This window comes from Oceanobacillus sp. M65, from assembly GCF_052246275.1.
GTDB lineage: Bacteria > Bacillota > Bacilli > Bacillales > Amphibacillaceae > Oceanobacillus_B > Oceanobacillus_B jordanicus.
In genome coordinates, this window is record NZ_JBQQCJ010000001.1 from 297,566 (window position 1) to 319,391 (window position 21,826).

27 protein-coding genes are annotated in these 21,826 nt (G+C 40.3%); 13 read left to right on the forward strand and 14 right to left on the reverse strand.

All coding sequences use genetic code 11. From position 1 onward, the window contains the following. Positions 1-61: 61 nt before the first annotated feature. On the forward strand, positions 62-1,078 hold the full coding sequence (locus tag ACTWPF_RS01450; protein ID WP_443148082.1) for a YeiH family protein: 1,017 nt from the start codon (positions 62-64) through the stop codon (positions 1,076-1,078). Positions 1,079-1,230: 152 nt separating this feature from the next. Next, the gene (locus ACTWPF_RS01455) at positions 1,231-1,572 is read left to right on the forward strand and encodes a zinc ribbon domain-containing protein YjdM (protein WP_036577860.1); all 342 of its coding nucleotides are present in this window, start codon (positions 1,231-1,233) and stop codon (positions 1,570-1,572) included. Between the two features lie 67 nt (positions 1,573-1,639). Here ACTWPF_RS01455 and sspO read toward each other — a convergent pair whose 3' ends face one another. From sspO to ACTWPF_RS01475, 4 genes are all read right to left on the reverse strand, one after another. After that, a complete protein-coding gene (gene sspO / locus ACTWPF_RS01460; protein WP_036577858.1) occupies positions 1,640-1,792 on the reverse strand; it encodes a small acid-soluble spore protein O in 153 nt (50 codons plus the stop codon). Positions 1,793-1,929: 137 nt separating this feature from the next. Next, the gene (gene guaC, locus ACTWPF_RS01465) at positions 1,930-2,913 is read right to left on the reverse strand and encodes a GMP reductase (protein WP_036577856.1); all 984 of its coding nucleotides are present in this window, start codon (positions 2,911-2,913) and stop codon (positions 1,930-1,932) included. 212 nt (positions 2,914-3,125) lie between these two features. Then, a complete protein-coding gene (locus ACTWPF_RS01470; RefSeq protein ID WP_443148083.1) occupies positions 3,126-4,637 on the reverse strand; it encodes a PH domain-containing protein in 1,512 nt (503 codons plus the stop codon). Beyond that, positions 4,634-5,128, reverse strand: a complete 495-nt coding sequence (locus ACTWPF_RS01475; RefSeq protein WP_443148084.1) for a PH domain-containing protein — start codon at positions 5,126-5,128, stop codon at positions 4,634-4,636. The genes ACTWPF_RS01470 and ACTWPF_RS01475 overlap by 4 nt, the downstream gene beginning before the upstream one ends. Positions 5,129-5,346: 218 nt before the next feature. Here ACTWPF_RS01475 and ACTWPF_RS01480 point away from each other — a divergent pair, with 218 nt between their 5' ends. The 6 genes from ACTWPF_RS01480 (at position 5,347) to ACTWPF_RS01505 (ending at position 10,231) form a co-directional block, all read left to right on the forward strand. After that, positions 5,347-6,234 (forward strand): DNA-3-methyladenine glycosylase family protein, encoded by an 888-nt coding sequence (locus tag ACTWPF_RS01480; RefSeq protein WP_443148085.1) that lies wholly within the window; start codon positions 5,347-5,349, stop codon positions 6,232-6,234. Beyond that, a complete protein-coding gene (locus tag ACTWPF_RS01485) occupies positions 6,227-6,700 on the forward strand; it encodes a methylated-DNA--[protein]-cysteine S-methyltransferase (protein ID WP_443148086.1) in 474 nt (157 codons plus the stop codon). Before ACTWPF_RS01480 ends, ACTWPF_RS01485 begins: the two co-directional genes overlap by 8 nt. Positions 6,701-6,954: 254 nt before the next feature. After that, positions 6,955-7,458: a hypothetical protein gene (locus ACTWPF_RS01490; protein WP_443148087.1), complete on the forward strand. Its 504-nt coding sequence runs from the start codon at positions 6,955-6,957 to the stop codon at positions 7,456-7,458. Positions 7,459-7,488: 30 nt separating this feature from the next. Then, complete coding sequence (locus tag ACTWPF_RS01495) at positions 7,489-8,208, forward strand: GNAT family N-acetyltransferase (RefSeq protein ID WP_106898265.1); 720 nt, start codon at positions 7,489-7,491, stop codon at positions 8,206-8,208. Between the two features lie 99 nt (positions 8,209-8,307). Continuing rightward, on the forward strand, positions 8,308-8,844 hold the full coding sequence (locus ACTWPF_RS01500; RefSeq protein ID WP_106898264.1) for a sigma-70 family RNA polymerase sigma factor: 537 nt from the start codon (positions 8,308-8,310) through the stop codon (positions 8,842-8,844). Further along, on the forward strand, positions 8,819-10,231 hold the full coding sequence (locus ACTWPF_RS01505) for a DUF4179 domain-containing protein (protein ID WP_443148088.1): 1,413 nt from the start codon (positions 8,819-8,821) through the stop codon (positions 10,229-10,231). Before ACTWPF_RS01500 ends, ACTWPF_RS01505 begins: the two co-directional genes overlap by 26 nt. A gap of 46 nt (positions 10,232-10,277) precedes the next feature. Here ACTWPF_RS01505 and ACTWPF_RS01510 read toward each other — a convergent pair whose 3' ends face one another. Beyond that, positions 10,278-10,640 carry a winged helix-turn-helix transcriptional regulator gene (locus ACTWPF_RS01510; protein WP_106898262.1) on the reverse strand — a complete coding sequence of 121 codons (363 nt, stop codon included), beginning with the start codon at positions 10,638-10,640 and terminating at the stop codon, positions 10,278-10,280. Between the two features lie 164 nt (positions 10,641-10,804). On the opposite strand from ACTWPF_RS01510, the gene ACTWPF_RS01515 reads away from it, so the two are divergent. Next, positions 10,805-12,016 carry an MFS transporter gene (locus tag ACTWPF_RS01515; RefSeq protein WP_161464994.1) on the forward strand — a complete coding sequence of 404 codons (1,212 nt, stop codon included), beginning with the start codon at positions 10,805-10,807 and terminating at the stop codon, positions 12,014-12,016. A gap of 20 nt (positions 12,017-12,036) precedes the next feature. Continuing rightward, positions 12,037-12,876 carry an aldo/keto reductase gene (locus tag ACTWPF_RS01520; RefSeq protein ID WP_443148089.1) on the forward strand — a complete coding sequence of 280 codons (840 nt, stop codon included), beginning with the start codon at positions 12,037-12,039 and terminating at the stop codon, positions 12,874-12,876. A 316-nt stretch (positions 12,877-13,192) separates the two neighbouring features. Here the strand turns inward: ACTWPF_RS01520 and ACTWPF_RS01525 are convergent, their stop codons facing one another. Continuing rightward, on the reverse strand, positions 13,193-13,741 hold the full coding sequence (locus tag ACTWPF_RS01525) for a flavodoxin family protein (RefSeq protein WP_443148090.1): 549 nt from the start codon (positions 13,739-13,741) through the stop codon (positions 13,193-13,195). Between the two features lie 122 nt (positions 13,742-13,863). Between ACTWPF_RS01525 and ACTWPF_RS01530 the strand changes: the two genes are divergently transcribed. Continuing rightward, the gene (locus tag ACTWPF_RS01530) at positions 13,864-14,703 is read left to right on the forward strand and encodes a LysR family transcriptional regulator (protein WP_443148091.1); all 840 of its coding nucleotides are present in this window, start codon (positions 13,864-13,866) and stop codon (positions 14,701-14,703) included. A 206-nt stretch (positions 14,704-14,909) separates the two neighbouring features. Here the strand turns inward: ACTWPF_RS01530 and phnE (ACTWPF_RS01535) are convergent, their stop codons facing one another. From phnE (ACTWPF_RS01535) to ACTWPF_RS01550, 4 genes are all read right to left on the reverse strand, one after another. Further along, positions 14,910-15,701: a phosphonate ABC transporter, permease protein PhnE gene (gene phnE / locus ACTWPF_RS01535; RefSeq protein ID WP_443148092.1), complete on the reverse strand. Its 792-nt coding sequence runs from the start codon at positions 15,699-15,701 to the stop codon at positions 14,910-14,912. Beyond that, complete coding sequence (gene phnE, locus ACTWPF_RS01540; protein WP_443148093.1) at positions 15,698-16,489, reverse strand: phosphonate ABC transporter, permease protein PhnE; 792 nt, start codon at positions 16,487-16,489, stop codon at positions 15,698-15,700. The genes phnE (ACTWPF_RS01535) and phnE (ACTWPF_RS01540) overlap by 4 nt, the downstream gene beginning before the upstream one ends. Next, positions 16,473-17,261 carry a phosphonate ABC transporter ATP-binding protein gene (gene phnC / locus ACTWPF_RS01545; RefSeq protein WP_036577840.1) on the reverse strand — a complete coding sequence of 263 codons (789 nt, stop codon included), beginning with the start codon at positions 17,259-17,261 and terminating at the stop codon, positions 16,473-16,475. Before phnC ends, phnE (ACTWPF_RS01540) begins: the two co-directional genes overlap by 17 nt. 92 nt (positions 17,262-17,353) lie before the next feature. Then, positions 17,354-18,277: a phosphate/phosphite/phosphonate ABC transporter substrate-binding protein gene (locus tag ACTWPF_RS01550; protein ID WP_443148094.1), complete on the reverse strand. Its 924-nt coding sequence runs from the start codon at positions 18,275-18,277 to the stop codon at positions 17,354-17,356. Between the two features lie 164 nt (positions 18,278-18,441). Between ACTWPF_RS01550 and ACTWPF_RS01555 the strand changes: the two genes are divergently transcribed. Beyond that, complete coding sequence (locus ACTWPF_RS01555) at positions 18,442-18,732, forward strand: phospholipase (RefSeq protein ID WP_443148095.1); 291 nt, start codon at positions 18,442-18,444, stop codon at positions 18,730-18,732. On the opposite strand, the gene ACTWPF_RS01560 is transcribed toward ACTWPF_RS01555, so the two are convergent. The 4 genes from ACTWPF_RS01560 to ACTWPF_RS01575 all read right to left on the reverse strand — a co-directional run bounded on the left by ACTWPF_RS01560 (position 18,638) and on the right by ACTWPF_RS01575 (position 20,361). Next, the gene (locus ACTWPF_RS01560) at positions 18,638-18,946 is read right to left on the reverse strand and encodes a hypothetical protein (protein WP_443148872.1); all 309 of its coding nucleotides are present in this window, start codon (positions 18,944-18,946) and stop codon (positions 18,638-18,640) included. The genes ACTWPF_RS01555 and ACTWPF_RS01560 overlap by 95 nt on opposite strands. 84 nt (positions 18,947-19,030) lie before the next feature. Continuing rightward, entirely contained in the window at positions 19,031-19,207 is a 177-nt protein-coding gene (locus tag ACTWPF_RS01565) for a hypothetical protein (protein ID WP_443148096.1), read from the reverse strand. A gap of 75 nt (positions 19,208-19,282) precedes the next feature. Further along, the gene (locus ACTWPF_RS01570; protein WP_443148097.1) at positions 19,283-20,032 is read right to left on the reverse strand and encodes an HAAS domain-containing protein; all 750 of its coding nucleotides are present in this window, start codon (positions 20,030-20,032) and stop codon (positions 19,283-19,285) included. Positions 20,033-20,052: 20 nt separating this feature from the next. After that, complete coding sequence (locus ACTWPF_RS01575; protein WP_238017953.1) at positions 20,053-20,361, reverse strand: PadR family transcriptional regulator; 309 nt, start codon at positions 20,359-20,361, stop codon at positions 20,053-20,055. A 194-nt stretch (positions 20,362-20,555) separates the two neighbouring features. Between ACTWPF_RS01575 and ACTWPF_RS01580 the strand changes: the two genes are divergently transcribed. Next, positions 20,556-21,722: a TraB/GumN family protein gene (locus ACTWPF_RS01580; protein ID WP_443148098.1), complete on the forward strand. Its 1,167-nt coding sequence runs from the start codon at positions 20,556-20,558 to the stop codon at positions 21,720-21,722. Positions 21,723-21,826: the final 104 nt, after the last annotated feature.

The window sequence follows — 21,826 nt, forward strand, 5'->3', positions numbered from 1 at the left end:
TAATTATTAGATAGAGTAGGTGGAGAGAGAAGAAGGACGTGGTTAATTTATGGGGACGGATATGGGAAAGACTTTGCAAGAAAACAAGGGGAAAGGTTTTATTACTGGCATTGGGTTAACACTTTTGCTGGCCTTATTGGCAGGCCTGCTGGCAAAATTGCCTTTATTAGCAATCATGGGCCAGCTCGTTATCGCGATTATCTTGGGAATGATATGGCGGGCGACATTTGGATTACCTGATGTTCTACAAAAAGGCGTAACGTTTTCCAATAAAAAACTTTTACGACTGGGGATCATCTTGCTAGGTATGCGTTTAAATCTCGCGGACATCTACAATGCTGGAATAAATGTGTTTATTATTGCATTCCTTAATCTCGTGTTTGCGCTTGTGCTTGTTTATTTGTTAGCGCGCTGGTTTGGTGTGGATCGAAACCTAGGAATACTTACAGCATGCGGAACAGCGATTTGCGGAGCGGCAGCTGTCGTAGCCATTGCCCCGATAATTAAAGCGAAGGAAACAGAAACAGCTGTGGCTGCTGGTATCGTAGCATTATTAGGAACCACTTTCACCTTGGTGTACAGTTTGATATACGGATTGTTACCATTATCTTCAACAGGCTATGGTATTTTTGCAGGAGGGACCTTGCATGAAGTGGCCCATGTTGTTGCTGCTGCGGGTGCTGGAGGAGAAGAGGCCGTTGATATGGCGGTTCTTGTTAAGTTGACACGTGTTGCATTGCTTGTCCCTGTAGCTTTTGTCATTGGCTATCTAGTGCAGAGAGGAAGTAAAAAAACAGCAGGAAACAAACCGGGTCTATCTATTTTCCCGTGGTTCATTTTAGGATTTCTGGCCATGAGTGGATTTAATACATTGGGAATCGTTTCAGAGTCTGTAGCAAATAGCATTGTCTCGATTGCTTACATCTTAATTGCAATGGCAATGGCTGGGCTTGGGTTAAATGTGGAGGTCAAGACCTTCCGTAAACTGGGCATGAAAGGTTTCGCTGCAGGTGTGGTTGGATCAGTTTTCTTAGCGGTTTTTGGTTATGGTCTCGTTATGTTATTTGGGTTAAATTAAATATGTATTTGCTAATATGTTTGTCGCCTGAACAAGTGTATCTGTTCAGGTTTATGGCTTATTTAGCTAGATGCTCTTAGTAGTTTTGAATCTATCCCTAACGCCACAGTGAAGATGTGGTAAACTAGCTTTATGTAAAGGAGTGTTAGTCTATGAACGAACTACCAAGTTGTCCAAAATGCCATTCAGAATATACATATGATGATGGGAACGTATTTGTCTGTCCAGAGTGTGCACATGAGTGGACGGGAGAAGCAGAAGCAGATCAGCAAGATGAAGTGAAAGTGTACAAGGATGCCAATGGAACGGTGCTTCATGATGGAGATGCCGTTACGGTAATCAAGGATTTAAAAGTAAAAGGTACATCCTCAGTCGTAAAAAGAGGAACCAAAGTTAAAAACATCCGTTTAATTGATGGCGATCACGATATTGATTGTAAAATTGATGGTCTTGGCGAAATGCAGTTAAAAACCAAATTTGTGAAAAAGCTTTAAAGTATAGCAAAAAACTATAGTACATACCAGAAGCCCCTTAATGCAAAGGGGCTTTTTCTTATAGGAGCTATTGTCTTTTCTTCGTTTTTTTGTTATTCAACTTTTCTGCTGTGGTTAGTGGCTCGTTAGCAAATTCATGGTCAAATTGCTTTGACAACTTTCCTCTTACTGCTTGCTCATCACTCATACCAGCACGCTTTTTCTTTGATTCACTTGGCATATCAACACCTCCAGGATCTTATTATGACACGGAGACAAAAAAATATGATTTTTAGGGTGTAGAAAACGAATAGAAACAGCATAAAAAAGAGGTGCACATTCAAATGTGCACCTCTTTTTGTCTTATATTTTAGGGATTTAGTAAACTTTATCGCCATTAAAAATCGAGTTTTTCACAACAACATAATCAACAGTACGGATAGAATCCAGTGTGCTGCCTCCAGCATAAGAAATGGAGGACTGTAGATCCTGTTGCATTTCAGTTAGTGTATCGTCAAGAGAGCCTTTGTGCTCGACATACATTTTCTTGCCTTCCACGTTTTTCTTTTCGCCTTTTTGGAATTCAGAGGCAGAACCAAAGTACTCTTTATAAAGCTTTCCTTCTTTTTCAATTGTTTCTCCTGGAGATTCTTCATGTCCAGCGAAAAGGGAGCCAATCATCACCATCGTAGCGCCAAAGCGTACGGATTTAGCAATGTCTCCATGCGTACGGATCCCGCCATCCGCAATAATTGGTTTCGTTGCAGCTTTGGCACACCAGCGCAATGCTGCGAGCTGCCAGCCACCTGTACCGAAGCCTGTTTTAATTTTTGTGATACAAACTTTCCCTGGGCCGATTCCGACCTTGGTAGCGTCTGCTCCCGCATGTTCCAATTCTCTAACTGCTTCAGGAGTTCCTACATTTCCTGCGATGACAAAGCTTTTTGGTAAATGCTGTTTGATATGCTTAATCATATTAATCACGGCATTAGAATGTCCATGAGCGATATCGATCGTAATAAATTCTGGAATAACTTCTTCGTTTGCTAACTGCTCAACAAAGCTATACTCTTCATCTTTAACCCCTACGCTGATAGAGGCAATTAGTCCACGGTTTTGCATGTCTTGGATAAATCCAAGGCGCGTTTCTGGTTCAAAGCGGTGCATGACATAAAAGTAACCTTTTTCGGCTAAATGTACGGCAATTTTTTCATCTATAATAGTCTGCATATTTGCTGGTACGACAGGTAATTTAAATGTATGTCCGCCTAGTGTAACACTTGTGTCACACTCTGAGCGACTGTTTACAACACATTTTGCTGGAATTAATTGAATATCTTCATAATCAAATACGTTTTCCACTTTATACACTCCTAAAACCGAATGTTATTTACGAACTAATAATTATCGTTCGTCTATTGCTTAATTTACACCATTTTTGAGTGAAAGTCAATGAGCTTGGAAGTTACAGACAGAGTGATTATTCGGTTCTGGGGGAAATAGTGCACTATCCAGCCTGGATTATAAGGATACAACAGGTTTATCCCGGATTTTTGTAATCAGAGGCTGTTCGATTACTTTAACGTAACTTCTTGATTTCTATCTTGGTACCATGCAAGAAATTCGTCAGCCCATTCTTCCGGTACGTCATCCATGGTAGTGTGTAACACTGGCTTGGCGCGGTTTACGGTTGCGAGTGATGCCAACCCAAGCTTCTTTTGTATGATATTTCGTGAGACACCAACCTCTATAACTCTACTCCGCTTGGAAAGAAACAAATTTGTTCCGAAGCCACCTGTTTTTAACTGAATAAATGTATCATTTATGGTGTAGCCTGTATGCTTATAATCCAGAATCCGTGACATAACGATTAGTACTAGTAGGATAAGCGAAAAAACCCACCAATATTCAGAAAGACCAAAAAGGTCAGGCTTCCAGAAAAAAAGCACCCCAGTAGCAGTGATCCAAAACCAACTTGGGCGTAGCATGCGGAACCAAAACGATTCACGAGGTAGGGACTCCATCGAATCTGTCAGTCGATAAGACGGCAGGATTTCCTCTACGAGTTGTTGGGCTTTCTTTACTGGTAAAAAAGGATAAAGGCTATTAACGTCCGCACCATCATCTCCAAGCGCCCCTGCGACCACGAGCTTTACTTCTGCGAGTCCAAGAATCCGCTTCATAAAGGACTGTTGAATTTGGATGGCCTGTACATTTTTCTTCGTAATGGAAAAAGCAGTCTCTTCCAATACTCCTTTAGTGATATACACCTTCTCATTATCAGAAGCGATTTCATATTTGCCATACTTTAAAAAAGTCCAGATTACCCCGCCGATCATTAATAAACCAACAATCAATATAATTGTAAGGGCAATTAACCACCACCGATCAAGAATAAATCCTACCATTCCCTCTGCTTGCTGATCATTAGGAAGAATATCATCAAACTTATTTACTTGGGAACCTAAGATTGGAATAATGGCGAGGAAGCTTAAGGATGTAAAGGAGGCCTTTATCACCTCTTTTTTCGTTGGGCTAAAGTGAACAATACGACCTGTTTCTGCCTCTGATTCAACTTCTAAACCTGGTTTTGTCTCATCCACGGAGTCGACAACGGCTTGATCCGCATCTTCCACCCCCGCGTTTCGCTGGGAAACCTGATTTTCCAACCGGATTGCCTCAGCAGGTGTCACAACATGGAATGTCACAGAGCTATCATCCCCTTGTGAGCTTGTTTCAAATGATATGGAAGTGACACGGAAAATCCGGTGGAATAACTTTGTTTCTCGCTTCGCATGCTGCACTTTGGAATAAGGTACGGTTTTTCTTTTCTTTGAAAAAACCCCCTCAGTTAACACAAAGGCTGTTTGTGTAAGTGTATATTTGTTTGTGATCCATTTAAACACGAGATAAATGATTGTTCCGGCAACCAATGCCAGAAATGCGATCCTGCCATACTTGACCAGCCAGGAGTCTGAACCTGCTTGAAAAACAAACAGGATCACAATAATAAAAAAGGTGTTTTTAATAAACCCCCAGAGATCATAGGCGATTTGCAAGGGATGGTGTCGTTTGGCTTCATTCATTCCTCCATCTCCTCCACCTTTGCATACTTGGCAATGGTATTTCGCAATTCAGTTGCAACTGCTTTTTCTAGTGCCGGGATAGTATGGGTAGACCCCATCGTTTGGACGGTTACCGCATATAACCCATATTTACGCAATAATGGCCCTTGTTTTGTTGAGACAGATTGTATCTTTGTCATGGGTACAAGCTGGTGTTCTTCCTTTATAGCACCGGATTTCAGCTGCAGGAATTCCTCACTTATATCGTACCTCCAATGTTTGTACAATAATCCAGGTTTAATATATCCCCAAATGCCGCCAACAATCCCAATAACGACTAACCCTATAAGAATCCAATTAATCCAGTAAACCCAAGAAAAGTAATAATCCAAATAAAACAGTATAGCTAGCACGATAATACTAATAACGTTGGAAAGGCTTTCGGTAAGCCGCCAGACTTTTACTGCTTTCTTGGAAAGTTTTTTGTTGGGAGATAAAAGACCTTCCGACATATGTAACACTCCTTTTTCTACTACGTTGCACCACCTTAATTGGTGGAATGTTGCTCATGTGTTTTAACGGTACATGACGTATTACGAAAAGAGTAGCTCAAATGTTTCAGCGTATCCAGACGATTCAATAAGTTCCTGGCGTAAAAGCGTCAATATTTTGTTAGAATAGTTAATAGAGAGGGAAAAGACTGCAAGTTAATAGGAGGGAGGCTGTACGGATGCAATGGAAGGATAAGCAAACGTACCTGGAAGCTGGATGTCCAAGTCACTTTCGTTTTGATGAAACGCTCGTTTTCTTAAAAAGGTCTGATCAAGAGATCCTTCATTTGGTTAAAGGGAGAACCGTTTTTAAAGCGTTGAGGGTGGAGGAGGATGTTGTTGTATTTTCGGTTACCGAAGAGGATGGCAAGCTATACATTCAGTTTTTAAACGGAAAATTCGACAAAGCAATCAAGGATTTTGTAGCTGATTATGTAACAAAGTGGTTTGATTTGGAACGTGATGTAGAGCCTTTTTATCAACTAGCACAGCAGGATCCATATTTAAAGGATCTTGTGAAAACGTATAGTGTAGGGATTCCTGATCTTTTTGAAGCATTTGTCTGGGCCATCGCAGGTCAACAAATCAATCTGAGTTTTGCGTATACACTAAAACGCCGATTTGTGGAGCGCTTTGGAGAAAAACTGGATTGGGAGGGAGAGACATACTGGATATTTCCCCAACCGGCAGTTATCGCTGACGTGAACATCGAAATAGTAAGAGACTTGCAGTTTTCTTCCCGAAAAGCGGAGTATGTACTAGATATAGCAAAGAAAATGCGAGATGGTACCTTATCATTACAAGAGCTTGAAGAGAAAAGCTATCCAGAGTTGAAAAAAGCGTTACTTTCCATTCGGGGAATTGGTGCTTGGACAGCAGATTATGTGCTCATGAAATATTTCCAGATGCCCAACGCCTTCCCAATTGCAGACGCCGGCATCCACCAGGCATTAAAACAACAACTTGGTTGGAAGCTAACTGTAGAAGAAATAGCGGAACTTGCGAGAGGCTGGGCAGGTTGGGAAGCTTACGCAACGATATTTTTGTGGAGGTCATTATATGAATAAAGTTGATTATAAGTCGCCAATAGGTGTAATTGAAATAACGGGCACGGAGGAAGCGATCTATGAAGTATCTTATACAGAGAAACAGCAGGTAGAATACGCCTATTCGGACAGCCTTCCTCAGACGGTAAAAGATTGCTATAAACAGCTGGATGAATACTTTAACGAGGAGCGTTTGGAGTTTAATCTTCCCTTTAAACTGGAAGGTACGCCTTTCCAACAAGAAGTGTGGCAAGCATTAAGACAGATTCCTTATGGGGAAACAGGTAGCTACAGAGATATTGCGATATCCATTAAACGTGATAAGGCAGTACGGGCAGTGGGAAGTGCGAATAGCAAAAACAAAATCAGTATTATATTCCCATGTCACCGTATTATTGGTACAAGCGGAAAGCTAACTGGCTATGCGGGCGGTTTGTGGCGCAAAGAATGGCTACTGGAGCACGAAAAAAGAATTATTAATAAATGAAGTGTCTAAAAACTAGTATAGAAGGGTACCGAACTTTTAAAATTTCTTAAGGGGAAATGCTAGAAGAAGAAAGCGTTGGAATGTATAATGCTTTCTTGGGAGAGTGAGTCATACAGACAGCATAGACATTATATTTAAATGAATTCTATTAATATTATGTATAATTTTTAGATTTTCTCTTCCGCTTACCTATAAATATAGTATAATCAGCATAGGTAAAAACAACCAGATTCACAAAGGGAGAGAGAGTACCATTGTTAAAATATATTTTATTGGCAGGTGCCACCTTGCTTATCCTTTTTTTAGTTGCTTGCGCCGGAGAACACGGACTGGCGGAAAACCGTAAACGAGTAGCTGATCAGGGTATGCCGACAAATGAAATTAAGGAAGCCGACATAGACTTTTTTACATATAGTGAACAAGAATTATTGGATATTGCACAGGGACTAAAGCAGAAATATGATCAGCTTTTAGGTGCACAGACGAAAGAAGAGTTTGATCAAGTGAAAATGGATTTGTTTACGAAGAAAATGTTAGAAGAAGAAAGTGAGCTTATTCAATTCGCCGGTCCTAAACCAAAACTTGTTACAGAAGTTAAAAATGAGGTTGTAACGAAAGCTACATCTTATTTCCTTTATGATTTTGAGTATAAAGAAGTCTATGAGGAAGAAGATGGAACGGAAGTAGAGCAAGAAAGTTATTTTTCCCTTGAGATAAAAAAAGAAGGCGATAAATATAAAATTAGTGCAATCCGTTAATTTTTCGCTTAGTAGAAATGAGGGTTGAGAATGGAGCATTTTCATACAATTAAAAGTCCCGGAAAATATTGGCTTGTAGACCAGTTAAAGAAGGACGGCATATCCAAAGAATTATATGAGACTTCATTAAACAAACTCGTTAAGGAATGGAAATCGAAAGAGTATGGATTCATTTCAGTGCTTTTAGAGGAAACCTCTGAAGCTGTATTGTTGGATGAGGGATTTAAAAAGGTATCCACAATCGTAGAGTATACACGAACGTTGGATAACATAGAAGAACACGCTTTTCCCATTCGCTGGAACAACTTAAGTGAAGGGCGCCTAACGGATCAAGATTATGCAAGCCTCTATGAGCGATGTCGTTCCGGTTCAGCGAATAAGAACAAAAAACAGCCGATAGAGGAAGTAATGAACTCGATAAAAAGCGAGCTGGGTCCTGCTTGGCGAGATTTTTGTTATTCCTTTACTTACGAGGGAGAGACGTGCGGCATAAGTATCCCTCATATTGAAGAAGGAACAACAGACGAGGGTAGGATGTTTTACTTTGGCGTTGTCCCAGAAATGAGAGGACGTGGATTAGGAGCTTCTATGCATCTAGCTTCCCTATTCCTTCTTAAAGAGAAGAACGCAACCTATTATGTGGGCAGCACGGATACTAGCAACCAAGCTATGATAGATATTTTTATAAAAAGTGGCTGTACACTCCGTGATCGTAAAGGAATATACCGATTAGAAAAAAAGAGAAAGTAAGGAGAGGCTTCCGTAAAGGGAAGTCTTTTTTTCTGTCTAATAATTGATTGAAACTTTTTGAAGGTCTGCTTGCTCTAATGATTGAAAGGGGGCTTGGAAATGGATATAAAACTTGTCAAAAAGGCAATTAAAGGTAATGAAAAAGCATTTGAGATGCTAGTTAAGGCAGACAGTGAAAGAATCTATAAAACGGCTTTTCTATATGTGCGAAATAGAGAAGATGCATTAGATGTAATGCAGGAATCGATATACAAAGCGTATATGTCTTTACGATCAGTGAAACGGCCAGAGTATTTCAAAACGTGGCTGACAAGTATTGTCATTCGGACTGCTTTAGACATATTACGAAAAAGAAAGCGACTTATATTAGACGAGGACATTGTACATATGGCCGAAAGTGACCCGGAAAACTTAGACGAAAGAATTGACCTACTTCAAGCAATTACAAAGCTAAGTTCTGAATACCAAACAGCAATTATTCTTTTCTATTTTCATGACATGACAATTTTAAAGGTAGCTGAAACGATGGGAAAATCAGAAAACACGGTTAAAACTTATTTGCGCAGGGCGCGAATTGAGCTTAAAAGTATTCTAAAAGGGGCGAGGTACTATGAACAAGAAGCATTTTCAAACTGAAATGGAGAACATTGATTTCCCCAAGATGGAAGCAGATACAGCAATTGATAAAGGGATACAACGTGCAAGGGATCAGAAAGGAAAAGAGCGAAAAAAGAAATATAAACTTATTTCAACGGTATCCTCAACAGCTGCTGCCTCCTTTTTAGCAGCAGGATTAGTTTTTGCTCCTGTGTCTAATGTACTTGCAGCTGTTCCGGTTATAGGGTCCATCTATGAGAAATATGGATTAAATATTGGTGAGAATTTGTGGAAGGGAAATCTAGTAACAGAGATAAATGAGTCTACATCTAACAAGGGAGTAGATATCACAATATTGAATGCTTATTATGACGGCAATGTAATTGGAGTGGCTTTTAAGGCAAATGGAAAAGCACTGTCATTAGATAACCTCGGAGGAAATAAAGGACCGGAAATAGGTTACAGCTATCATCTATTTAACGGTGATGAACAAAACCAGTGGTCAAGTGGGGCTACAGGAATAACAGAGACAGAGGAAGGTTATGTCGGTACCATGGAATTTTATAACCCTAAAGCAGATCTTTCCGATATAGAAAGTCTACCATTAACGTTTACATCCATATTAGGAAAAGAAGGAAATTGGCAATTTGATGTTCCAATAGAACAAATCCCCGCGGTAGAAAGTGATGTGGAAGGTCAAGTTGTATGGGGAGATTACACGCTGGAATTAGAAAAGCTTGTTAAAGGAAAAGCAACTACTATGTTATCTTATCGTACTGGACTTCCAGCTAGTGGAAAGCATGATAATATTCAATTGACGGTAACAGATAACCTCGGTAATCGTTTATCCAAGCACCATGCAGACACCATTTCGGCCGAAGAGAATGGAGATTCTGTAATGAAAAACATACGTGAATTGTTTGGCAGCAAGGTAGAAGGAGATGCTAGTAAACTAATCATTCAACCAGAAATCAGACAGTATGAGCAGGATACAACCGCGTCAATTGATCAGACACTTCCTTTTGAAATTGAAAGTGAACGTTTTAGTTATTTTATCCGTGTTACAAATACACAAGTAAAAGATGGCCAGCTTGTTGTTGATTATGCACTAGGGAATGTGGATACTCAAAAACTGTCCCAGGATATCATCGATAACTTTGCCAACTATATTATGCTAATTGAAACAGATGATATACAGACAGGGGATAATGGAGAGACAGATCCAAATCAAACGATCAACCATCAAATCAGGAGTGTTAAAACAGAATTGATTAACAAAGAATCACTCCAATTTCAATCAAGCTTTCCGGTGGATGCTGCTTTAACTATGGGTGATTACTCCCTAATTGTCCCATTTGGTACATTAAGTTCGAATCAGCCTATTAAAATGGACCCGTTAGAAATAAATCTGGAGGAAAGAGAATAAAGTTAGTACAAAAAAGCGATCTGGTAGCTATACCAGGTCGCTTTTTCTAGTTATTCAAGATGCTTTCTTCAAGTACTTCAGTTTTATCTCCGTATACCTTCGTAATGTGGGTTTCGCCCCATGCACATAATGAATCAAGGATCACTTCAAGGCTGCGTCCATATTCGCTTAACTCATACTCTACTTTTGGGGGCACCTGGTTGTATATGATCCGGTTGATAATACCGTCCTCTTCTAGTTCGCGGAGCTGTTGAGTTAACATTTTTTGCGTAATAGTTGGCATTAATCGCTTAAGTTCACTCGTGCGCTTTTTCCCATGTGTTAGATGACATAGAATGACACACTTCCATTTTCCGCCGATAACCTCCAATGTGGCTTCTACTGATATATTGTATTTTTTCTTTTTCATTATTTTCCTCCTTTTTATGGGTACTAAAAAGTACCTACATTACAAAAAAGTATCTATAGCACTTTAAAGTGCGTTCTTTTCTTTTATGCCTGTATGTTACATAATATCATTTGCCGGCAACAATTTACCATCTTTTTTAAAATTTAAGTACAGGAGGTCATTTTATGGCTTTAGATAAGAAAAGAAGCTTTTTCGCATTAATGGCCTTGGCGGTTAGTGCATTTGCTATTGGAACGACAGAATTTATTAGTGTCGGTCTTCTCCCGCTTATTGCGGATGATTTAGAAATATCCGTTACCACAGCTGGTTTAACGGTTTCCTTATATGCACTTGGCGTAACGTTCGGTGCTCCAATTCTTACAGCGTTGACATCCACTATGTCAAGAAAGGCATTGCTGTTAGGCATTATGATCATTTTTATTGTGGGAAATAGTGTCGCGGCAGGAGCAACCAGTATTGGCGTGCTGCTTGTAGCAAGGGTGATATCTGCTTTTTCCCATGGTTTATTTATGTCGATTGGATCGGTAATTGCCGCAAGTCTTGTAACACCAGACCGGCGTGCGAGTGCGATTTCTATTATGTTTACTGGGCTTACAGTAGCGACAGTTACAGGAGTCCCGATCGGAACATTTCTTGGTCAGCAATTTGGTTGGCGATTGGCCTTTTTAACAATCGTAGGAATAGGAATCGTAGCATTTGTGGCTAATAGTATTCTGGTTCCAGCCAATTTGAAACGTGGAACCAAGTCAACGTTTGGTGATCAATGGAAGCTCATTACCAATGGTCGACTACTGCTTGTCTTTGTCATTACAGCTTTAGGTTATGGTGGGACATTTGTGGTCTTTACCTATCTTTCCCCATTGCTTCAGGAGGTAACAGGATTTTCTAGTGAAGTGGTAGCTGTTTTACTTCTCCTTTATGGAGTGGCCATAGCTGTAGGGAATATGATTGGAGGGAAATTATCCAACAAAAACCCGATAAAGTCCCTATTCTTTATGTTCATATTTCAAGCGGTAGTCCTTTTTCTTCTAACCTTCACTGCACCTTTCAAAGTGGCAGGGTTGATCACCATCATGCTTATGGGGTTATTTGCGTTTATGAATGTGCCAGGACTTCAAGTGTATGTGGTGATGCTTGCAGAGCGATTTGTTCCTGGTGGGGTTGATGTAGCTTCAGCGATTAACATTGCTGCATTTAATGCTGGTATCGCAATTGGTTCCTTCTTAGGTGGAATAATTACGGACTCAATTGGTCTATTGCACACAGGTTGGATCGGTGGATTAATGGTCACAGGAGCAGTATTGCTGACAGCTTACAGTCGAAAGCTTGAAAACAACGATGTAGCAAAGGAAGAATCATTACAGAAGTGTAGTTAAAAAAAGGAGATGGAATTTAAATGGAAAATTTACAAAGTAAGCTGACATTACAAAATGGTGTGGAATTGCCTTGGCTCGGTTTAGGTGTCTTTAAAGTAGAAGAAGGGCCAGAGCTTGTGCAAGCTGTAAAGGCAGCTATAAAGAATGGATACCGTCTAATTGATACAGCGGCTATTTATGGAAATGAGGCTGGAGTTGGCCAGGGCATTCAGGAAGGACTTCAAGAAACGGCTATTAGCAGAGAAGAGCTATTCATTACCTCCAAGGTATGGAATGACGGGCTAAATTATGACGAGACCATTTCGGCTTTTCATGAATCATTGGAAAAACTAGGATTAGACTATCTTGACCTTTATCTCATCCATTGGCCTGGCGTCGATCAATACAAGGAAGCGTGGCGAGCATTGGAGGATCTGTATAAGCAAGGGCTTATTAGGGCCATTGGAGTGAGTAATTTCCAAGTACACCACCTGGAGGATTTGGCTAAAATAAGCGAGATTAAGCCAATGATCAATCAAGTCGAACACCACCCGAAACTAACTCAAGAAGAGCTGCGTCGTTACAGTAAAGAAAATGCTATTCAGTTACAGGCATGGTCACCACTTATGCAAGGCCAACTTCTAGATCATCCGTTGCTTCAAGAGATTGCAGTGAAACACGGCAAGTCTGTTGCACAGGTGATTATTCGCTGGGATCTGCAGAGTGGAATAGCAACAATACCAAAATCCACGAAGGAGCACCGAATTATTGCAAACGGTGATGTGTTTGATTTCAAATTATCAGGAGAAGATATGGAATCCATAAATGCTCTAAATGAAAATCTTCGGGTAGGTCCCGATCCAGATACGTTTAATTTTTAATTAAAGAAGGCTTCCTAATCACTTAGGGAGCCTTTTTTATCTATTTAGACATGAACAGAGGAGTCAATCGTCACTTCTAAATCAAATGCCAGGTCTTTTAAATCTTGCAATACGTGGCGCGCTTCTTTGCTATGTTCTGTTAAGGGGCTACCACTACATAAAGGAACCTTGCTATATATCTTTCGAATACCAATCGGATAGCTGTTCCCTGTTTTGTCTGAGTTGATCTTGATTCTATGAGGTTCATAATGAATAATATGTAGGAGCTCTCTTGCTTCGTTTCTTTATGAGACATGGAAAGAGTTTTTTACACGTTTTATTTTGTATTCTTTAGCTCTTCATTCCACAGAGAAGCCTTTGCAAGTGCCATGGTGTCTTGTACTACTTCTTTTGGTTTGTTTCCTTTGGCGATAATATAATCGGCAAACTCCATCCCCAAATACTCACAAATTGCTTGAAACTGTAATATTAAAGGAAGAGCAGCTGTTCTAGGGTGAGGATTTTCTCCTGCTGTGATGACATATATTTTTTTACCCTTCATTGCTTCTTTAAAATTTATCCGTTTGTCCTGCATATATTGGCTCCACCTATCAATGAATGCTTTCATCTGAGCTGACATCCCAAACCAGTACAATGGTGTTACAAAAATGATAATATCCTGCTCCAGAAATTCAAAGAACAACGCTTCATATTCATCCTCTACCTCATCGAATCCACCTGGTACATGGCGTTGATCTATGATAGGTTCAATCTGTTTTTCACGCAAGTAGATCTCTGTGTGTTTAATTCCTTCTACAGCTATATTAACAAGATACTCCGTATTCCCATCCCTGCGTGAACTACCCAACAGTGTCATAATCTTCATAGATATTCAGCTCCTTGTGTTATTGCTAATTCCATCATATAGTATTTATATAGTTCAGTAAAACGGATGTTTTTGATATTATAGTTCATTAATCTTGAACGTTCGAAGGGGAGAATGAAAAAATGGAGCTTAGACAGTTAATAACCTTTATCACGATTGTTGAATTGGATGGATACAAAAAAGCAGCAGATGAATTGGGGTATGCGCAATCATCGATTACGGCACATATGAAAGACTTGGAGCAGGAATTAGGGACACCTATCTTTGATCGCCTGGGGAGGAAGATGGTATTAACAGAAGCAGGAAAGAAATTCCTTCCCTATGCAGAGAATATCGTCAGGCTTTACGCTAAATCAAAGGAAGCCATTCAAAACACCTCAGAGCCTTCTGGACAGCTGACTATAGGAGCTAGTGAATCATTAATGATCTACTGGCTTCCTACGATCATCAAAAGATTTCGTGAAAAATATCCACTTGTGGAACTGACCATGAAATCTATTCAATATGATAATCTCACTGGCCAGTTAAAGAAAGGGGATATAGATGCAGCGATTTTGGTTGAAACGTTAAATTTCAATCCTACTGAATTAGTAACAAACCTGATTAAAAAAGATGAACTTATCCACGTTACAGCTGATGCTGCAACAATGCCAGATACCATGCTTGTAACGGAATATACATGCAGTTGGCGGCCGTTAGTAGAGGAATATTTAAAGGGAGTAGGAAAAGAGATGATTTCACGAGTCGAGTTGCCTAGTGTTGAAGCCATCAAGCAAAGCGTACTTTGTGGGCTAGGAAACGCGATGCTACCTACCTTTACAGTGGAAAATTTCATGAAAAGCGGAGAACTGCAGGAAGTACACAACTCCAAACGTGAACAGGTGGGGATATTTACCGCTATGCATAAAAATAAATGGGTCTCTCCTTCTATGAGAGCGTTTCTAGAAGTACTTGAGAGTTAACCCCAATAAAAAAGCAGCGCCATCGTTCGGTACTGCTCCTCATAATGCTAAAATTATCCCGGTGCCAACCGTCCGTAAGACTCCCACTTCAAAACATGAAGTAAAACAATAGTTTTGAGTGGGAGTAAACGGACGCTAACACCCCGATTCGTTCAACTAACAATCAGTGGGGAAGAAGGAAAACCCCCATTGATTGCAGTTTCACTTTATACAACGCGCTTACGCAAGAATCCTGATATCATATCAATGAGCACGACCATCACGATAATACCGAGTAAAATAATGCCCACTCGCTCCCAATCTCTCGACTGCATTGCGAAAATTAATGGTGTTCCAATTCCACCAGCCCCGATGATGCCAAGAATGCTTGCCGAACGGAGGTTAATCTCAAATCGGTACAATGTATAGGATATGAATCCCGGCAGTACTTGAGGGAGAACGGCTAGGCGTAGCGTCTGAATTTTGTTCGCACCTGTAGCAGCCAAGGCTTCGGACGGGCCGGGATCAATTGCTTCAACTTCCTCAGAAAATAATTTTCCCAGCATTCCGATGGAGTGAAGACCTAAAGCTAAAACCCCTGCAAATGAGCCTGGTCCTACTGCCTTAATAAACAGGAGCGCCATTACTAGCTCTGGAAAAGTACGGATAAAACTAAGCATAAATTTCCCAGTACCTGTTGTAAATCTTGCTCGATTCATATTCTTTGATGCCCAAAAGGCGAATGGAATACATAATATAGCAGAGATAAATGTCCCTAACACCGCAATGGCTAGGGTATCGAGCAGCCCACGGAGCAGGTCCTCTCCTTCAGGCAAGTAAACATAATTCCAGTCTGGTGAAAAAATCCCACTAAAAATAGCTTTTGAAATTTGGCCGGCGGTATCTTTAAAGCCATCCATGGGAACACCGGAAAATGCCCATATGTAAAGTAGCAAAAGCGATCCATAGATTAACATATATAGTCCAATTTTTTTCTTAGGTTTTTGTGGTCGAATCATAGCAATTTCTCCCTAAGCTTTCCACTAAAGTAATCAATGATAAGCACGACGACTAGCGTGAAGAGAATAATCGTACTTACCTTATCGTATTCCAAGAAACCAAGCGTGCGGTCGTAGTAAAGGCCAATTCCTCCGGCACCAACGAGGCCGAGAATTGCTGCGGCACGTATGTTAACTTCGAATGTATATAGTACGTATGTAATAAAATGGGCGGAAACCTGTGGGATAACCGCACAGCGGATCCATTGCAGTTTATTTGCCCCAACAGCTGTCATAGATTCTAATGGTCCTTTATCAATTGCTTCAATTGATTCATACGTCAGTTTGGCGATAATCCCCACGGAAAAAATCCCCAATGCAAAAATTCCGGGCAATGGCCCTAGACCAAAAATGGCTACAAAAATTGCAGCAAGTAAAAGCTCAGGAATCGTACGCACAAGGTTAAGCACAAATCGAACTGGGTACCAAATCCAAGAGCTTTTGAACACGTTACTTGCAGAGAAAAGTGCAATAGGGATTGCTAATACTGCTCCAATGGTTGTTCCTACTACGGCCATACGAATTGTCTCCAGCATTGCTGGTGTGATGTTATCAACATAGGCCCAGTTTGGTGGTACCATATCCACAAGGAGCTCCGTCATATTTGGTAAGCCTGTTAATAACTCTGAAAAAGTGCTATCCGTTTGGTAGGCACTTGCAAAAAGAAAAAGTGCCAATAGGGAAATGGTGAAATAAAGCTTTAGTTTTCTTGGTGGTGTCGGACGTAAAGGTTCAGCTAGTTGCGACATAAGGCACCTCTTTTGCTTCTTCTTCGGTGGTTTCTAACTTTTGACCATAAATTTCTGCAAGCTTTTGATCTGTGGCTTCCTCAACAGGTCCGTCAAAAACAATTTCGCCGGCATTTAGGCCGATAATTCTGGTGGCATACTGTCGTGCAATATCGATGAAGTGTAAGTTTACTATTGTGGTAATACCAAGCTCTTGATTGATTTTCTTCAAATCATCCATTACTTGTGTTGTAGTCAATGGATCAAGAGAAGCAACTGGTTCATCAGCCAAAATCACTTTTGCCTCCTGGGCAAGTGTGCGGGCGATGGAAACGCGCTGTTGCTGTCCCCCAGAAAGCTGGTCAGACCTAGTATAAGCTTTCTCTACAAGGTTCACGCGTTCAAGAGATTGTAAGGCAAGCTCCGTATCGGCCTTTGGATAAATACCAAGCATGGTACGGAAGGTAGAATGATAGCCAACACGTCCAGACAGAACGTTATTTATAACCGTTGTTCGTTTTACTAGGTTAAACTGTTGGAAAATCATGCCGATGTCACGACGCATTCTCCTTAATTGCTTCCCGTTTGCTTTCGTAATAGAAGTCCCTCCAACAAAGATTTCACCTTCTGTAACTTCATGCAATCTGTTGATGGAGCGTAAAAACGTGGATTTACCTGCCCCAGACAAACCAACAATAACGACAAACTCTCCCGGATTGATGGTAACATTAATATCCTTCAATCCTTTTGTGCCATTAGGATATGTTTTGGATACATTTTGAAACTCTATCATGTTAAAACCAACTTTCTTTAGAAATAGGTAGCCAGGACGAAGGATCGCCTGGCTACGTTTTAAATATATAAGTGTTTTGGGTGATAAATACTCTACTCTGTTTTTACCTTTTCTGCGTAATCGCGAACGATATCGAAATTGCTATCTTCTGATTCTACATAACCTTCATGTGTATAAATCTCTTTAATAATTTCATGTCCTTCTTCGTCTTTCCCAATGTCAATAAATGCTTCGGTGATCTTATCAACCCATTCTTGGTCCATATCAGATCTTACAGCAACAGTGTCGTTTGGAATGCCTTCCGTGAATTCAATAATCTCGGTTTCATCAAATACTTCAGGATAATCGCCAGCAACGGTATTACGTGCATCTTGGAATACAACAGCTGCGTCTACGTCACCGTTTAATACGGAGATAATTCCTTGGTCATGCCCTTTTACTGTAATTCCCTCTACATCTTCAAGTGGATCCAACCCAGCATCCATCAATGATGCGGCCGGCCATACATAGCCTGCTGATGATGTAACATCCTGGAAGGCAATTTTCTTTCCTTTTAAATCTTCAAGACTTTCAATACCAGAATCCTTTTTTACAACAAAGATAGATTTATAGAAATCAACAAGCTCATCTGTTGGTTGTCCCGTTTCGTCTTCTACTCCGTAGCGTTGTGCCTGGAGCATTACCTCTGCGGCACCTTTATCTTTTGCAAGTACGTAAGCTGTTGGTGGTAAGAAGCCCACATCAACTTTTTTAGAGTCCATTGCTTCAATGATTGTATTGTAGTTGGTTGAAACACTAACCTCTACTGGGATATCCAATCTTTCGGAAAGCAACTCCTCCAGTGGCTTTGCTTTTGCTTCCAATGTATCTGCGTTTTGGGATGGCACGAACTGGACAGTTAATTCCTCTGGTTTGTAGCTACTTGATCCTTCAGCTTCTCCAGAATCTCCACACCCACTTAGAATTCCAGCAGCTAGTCCGACAGTTAAACCTAATGTTGCAAACTTTTTAAGCATATTCTACCTCCACATGATAAATGTTTAGTGCATCTTTAATATAACAAGCAATTATTAAGCCAATTTACAGATAGTGTAAATAATATGTTAAAAATTTCTAGAAGTGTGAAAGCTGCATATACCTTCTGTTGCCTTATGGAATACCTTGTACAAAGGAGGTGGCAATGGTGAGAGGGAGGAACTGCAGGGGGATTTGTTTCCCGAAAGGGTATAGATACTGTGGTCCGGGATGTAGCGGGCCGGGACCGCCAATTAATGCGGTTGATGCTGCGTGTCGAGAACACGATCGTTGCTATAAACGTTATGGTGGGCCGAGCTGTATGTGTGATCGCGTGTTTATGGAGCGGTTAGCTCAAGAAATCAATCCATATACGAAAGAGGGCCGACATGCGCGCATTCTCTACCAATATATGAAAGTACAATCTTTTGTTGGGTGTGGCTTTCACAAAAGGTAAGGAGTTTTTCTAAAAAAAGGCATAAAAAAGAACCGTCTCCTTGATGATCTGGATAACGATTCTGGTGTTTCGTACGATATAGATGGTCTTTTTTTGTCTTGGTTTTTCTAGTTTGTAAATCTAGCTCAGAATATGGACTGCGTAGCTTTGCTGGATCAATTCTACCTTCCCTTATCTGCTTTTGCCGATATTTTTGTGCTTTTGATCTACTCATGTTATCACTCCTCAAATGTCGTTCTTCTAAAGTATACCTTATCTGACCAGGTGCTGCGAGCTGTTTAAACGCAGCACCTTCAAATTATGCCTGGATATGTTGAAAGAGAGAAATGGTTAGTATTAGAGTCGATAAGCAACCTGCATACATTAACGTTATTATTTTTCTTATCTCTTTTTTAGGATTTAAAAGCTCTCGAGTCACTGCAACCCATATAACAATCGAAATGATAGAAACTATTGGAATAACATCTGTGGACATAATTAGTCCTCCCATAATTTATATTCTTCAATTCTGTTGCTTTGTTTCTAAACGAGGCAATGCGTTTATGTACGACTATTTACTTTTTTTTGCTGTGAATAGAACATATGCACCAATTCCAGCATAGGTGATGATCGTACTCCAAATTAGCATTGTCTCTTCGTTCATATTCGTAAATCCAAGTAGGTATTCTGGTAGAACGAGAAATGCAGCAATTACTGGTAGAACGAGCGTTTTCGCCCATATAGATATGGATATTAGAAAAACAACTGTGAGGCCACCGGCTATCCATGTTCCAATTAAGCCGAACTCTACTACTGGTGTGGTGATGGATCTAGTTGCAAATTCAAGTCCAATAAATAACCCCAGAGGGACGATTGCGAGTAGGAAAAATAACAGTCCTTGTATACCGTAAGTAAGGGATCGAGACGAAACGAGCTTAAATACCCAGAAGGTAAGCATAATAAAAAGCAAACTAATTACAAGAGAACCACCGATTTCTAACAAGGAATATGAAATTGGACCATTAAGTATGTCACCAATAATAGAAATCGAAAAGACGCCGGCAATGATGATCACAAAATACTTCATCCATGTTTTATAGTCAATTTTCATTTCGTTTGATAATTGCTGCATGTAGGTTTTCGGAGATTTGCCGATAATATCCTCGGTGGACTTCCCTCGCTTCTCTGCTTCTATTAAATGATCTTCAAGCTCTGTGACGATTTCCTCGATTTCCTCTTCCTTTTTTCCACTGGAAAACAAATAAACACGCAAGTCTTCAATAAATGTCTGGCTTCTTTTAGACAATATAACTTCTTTCATCCATGATTTCTCCTCTCTTACTATATTTTTTTGTTTAAAACGTTGTTAACCGTCGTTTGTAGGTCGCTCCACTTGGTTATGAAAATTTCTAGTTCCTGTTCCCCTTTAGGTGTCAGGGTATAATACTTTCGTTTTGGACCCGCAGTAGATTTCTTTAAAGTAGATGTTACGAGCTCTTCCTTTTGCATTCGCAGTAGTAGTGGGTAGATGGTTCCTTCGCTAAAGGAATGGAATCCATAGCCTTCTAGCTTTTCTGCCAACTCATATCCATAAACCTCTTTCTCGCTTATGATTGAGAGCAGACAACCATCAAGAATCCCCTTCATCATTTGTGTTGTGGACAAGTATTTTTCACCTCATTCTTCTATATCTTGTTATACAAGGTATACAGTGATTATAAAACCATTTACCTTGTAATGCAAGGGTTATTTTTATTGGAACTTTGTACTTTTACTTGATACTCTATAAAATTTAATCCGTTTCAAGTATAATGGAATTATACGGAATAAAAGGAAGGTAACCCATGACGGAAGAGAATATAACGCGAATACATATAGATGAGAAAGAATTCATCCTTATCGGCACGGCGCATGTTTCTAGACATAGCGCAGAGCAAGTGAAGGAAGTTATCGAAAGAGAAAACCCAGATGCCGTTTGTGTGGAACTGGATGAACAGCGATTCCAATCCATTCAGGATGAAAACCGCTGGCGTAATATGGACATCTTTAAAATAATTAAGGAAAAGAAGGCCACGCTATTATTGATGAATTTGGCTATATCTTCATTCCAAAAAAGGATGGCTAAGCAGTTTGATATTAATCCGGGGCAGGAAATGATCCAGGGGATTGAATCGGCTAAAGAGACAGGGGCAGAGCTTGTGCTTGCCGATCGCAATATCCAAACGACCTTCTCTCGTATTTGGCGGGGGATTGGTCTTAAAGGGAAGGCTACCTTACTGATGCAAGTAATCGCAGGCATATTTAGTAAGGAAAGCATTTCAGAGGAAGAACTGGAAAAGATGAAGAACCAGGATACGATTAATACGATTCTTCATGAATTCACAGAGCATTTTCCAGAGTTAAAAACCCCCTTAATTGATGAACGCGATCAATATTTATCGCAAAAGATCAAGGATGCACCTGGTAAAAAAATTGTTGCCGTGCTTGGTGCAGCGCATGTGCCAGGGATTAAAGAGGAAATAAACCGGGAGCATGATTTAAACAAACTAACGGAGCTTCCGGCAAAATCATCTTGGCCCAAAGTCATTGGCTGGGCCATCCCATTTGTTATTTTGGCGGTCATCGCCTACACCTTTATATCTAATCCGACTGCTGGTTGGCAGCAAACAATAAGTTGGGTCGTATGGAACGGTGCCCTTTCGGCTATTGGGGCAATCATCGCACGTGCCCACCCGCTGGCTATTTTGACTGCCTTTATCGTCGCACCACTAACCTCATTAAACCCGCTGCTTGCTGCAGGGTGGTTTGCTGGTTTTGTGCAAGCGTATTTCAAGAGGCCAAATGTGGGTGATTTTGAAACCCTTACTGAGGACGTATTTACCGTGAAGGGGTTTTTCCATAATAAAGTAACACGTGTGCTATTGGTTATATTATTGACTAACTTGGGAAGCTCACTTGGAACATTGATTGGTGGAGTGGATGTTATCCGTCGATTTATCGAAAATATATAAGAACAAGGAACCCTGGTGCCTGCCAGGGTTTTTGTTTTGCCTTTTTAATAGGTCCTAACAATTTCTGATTATTCTCCATCGTGAAAAATAAATTTCTGTTAATC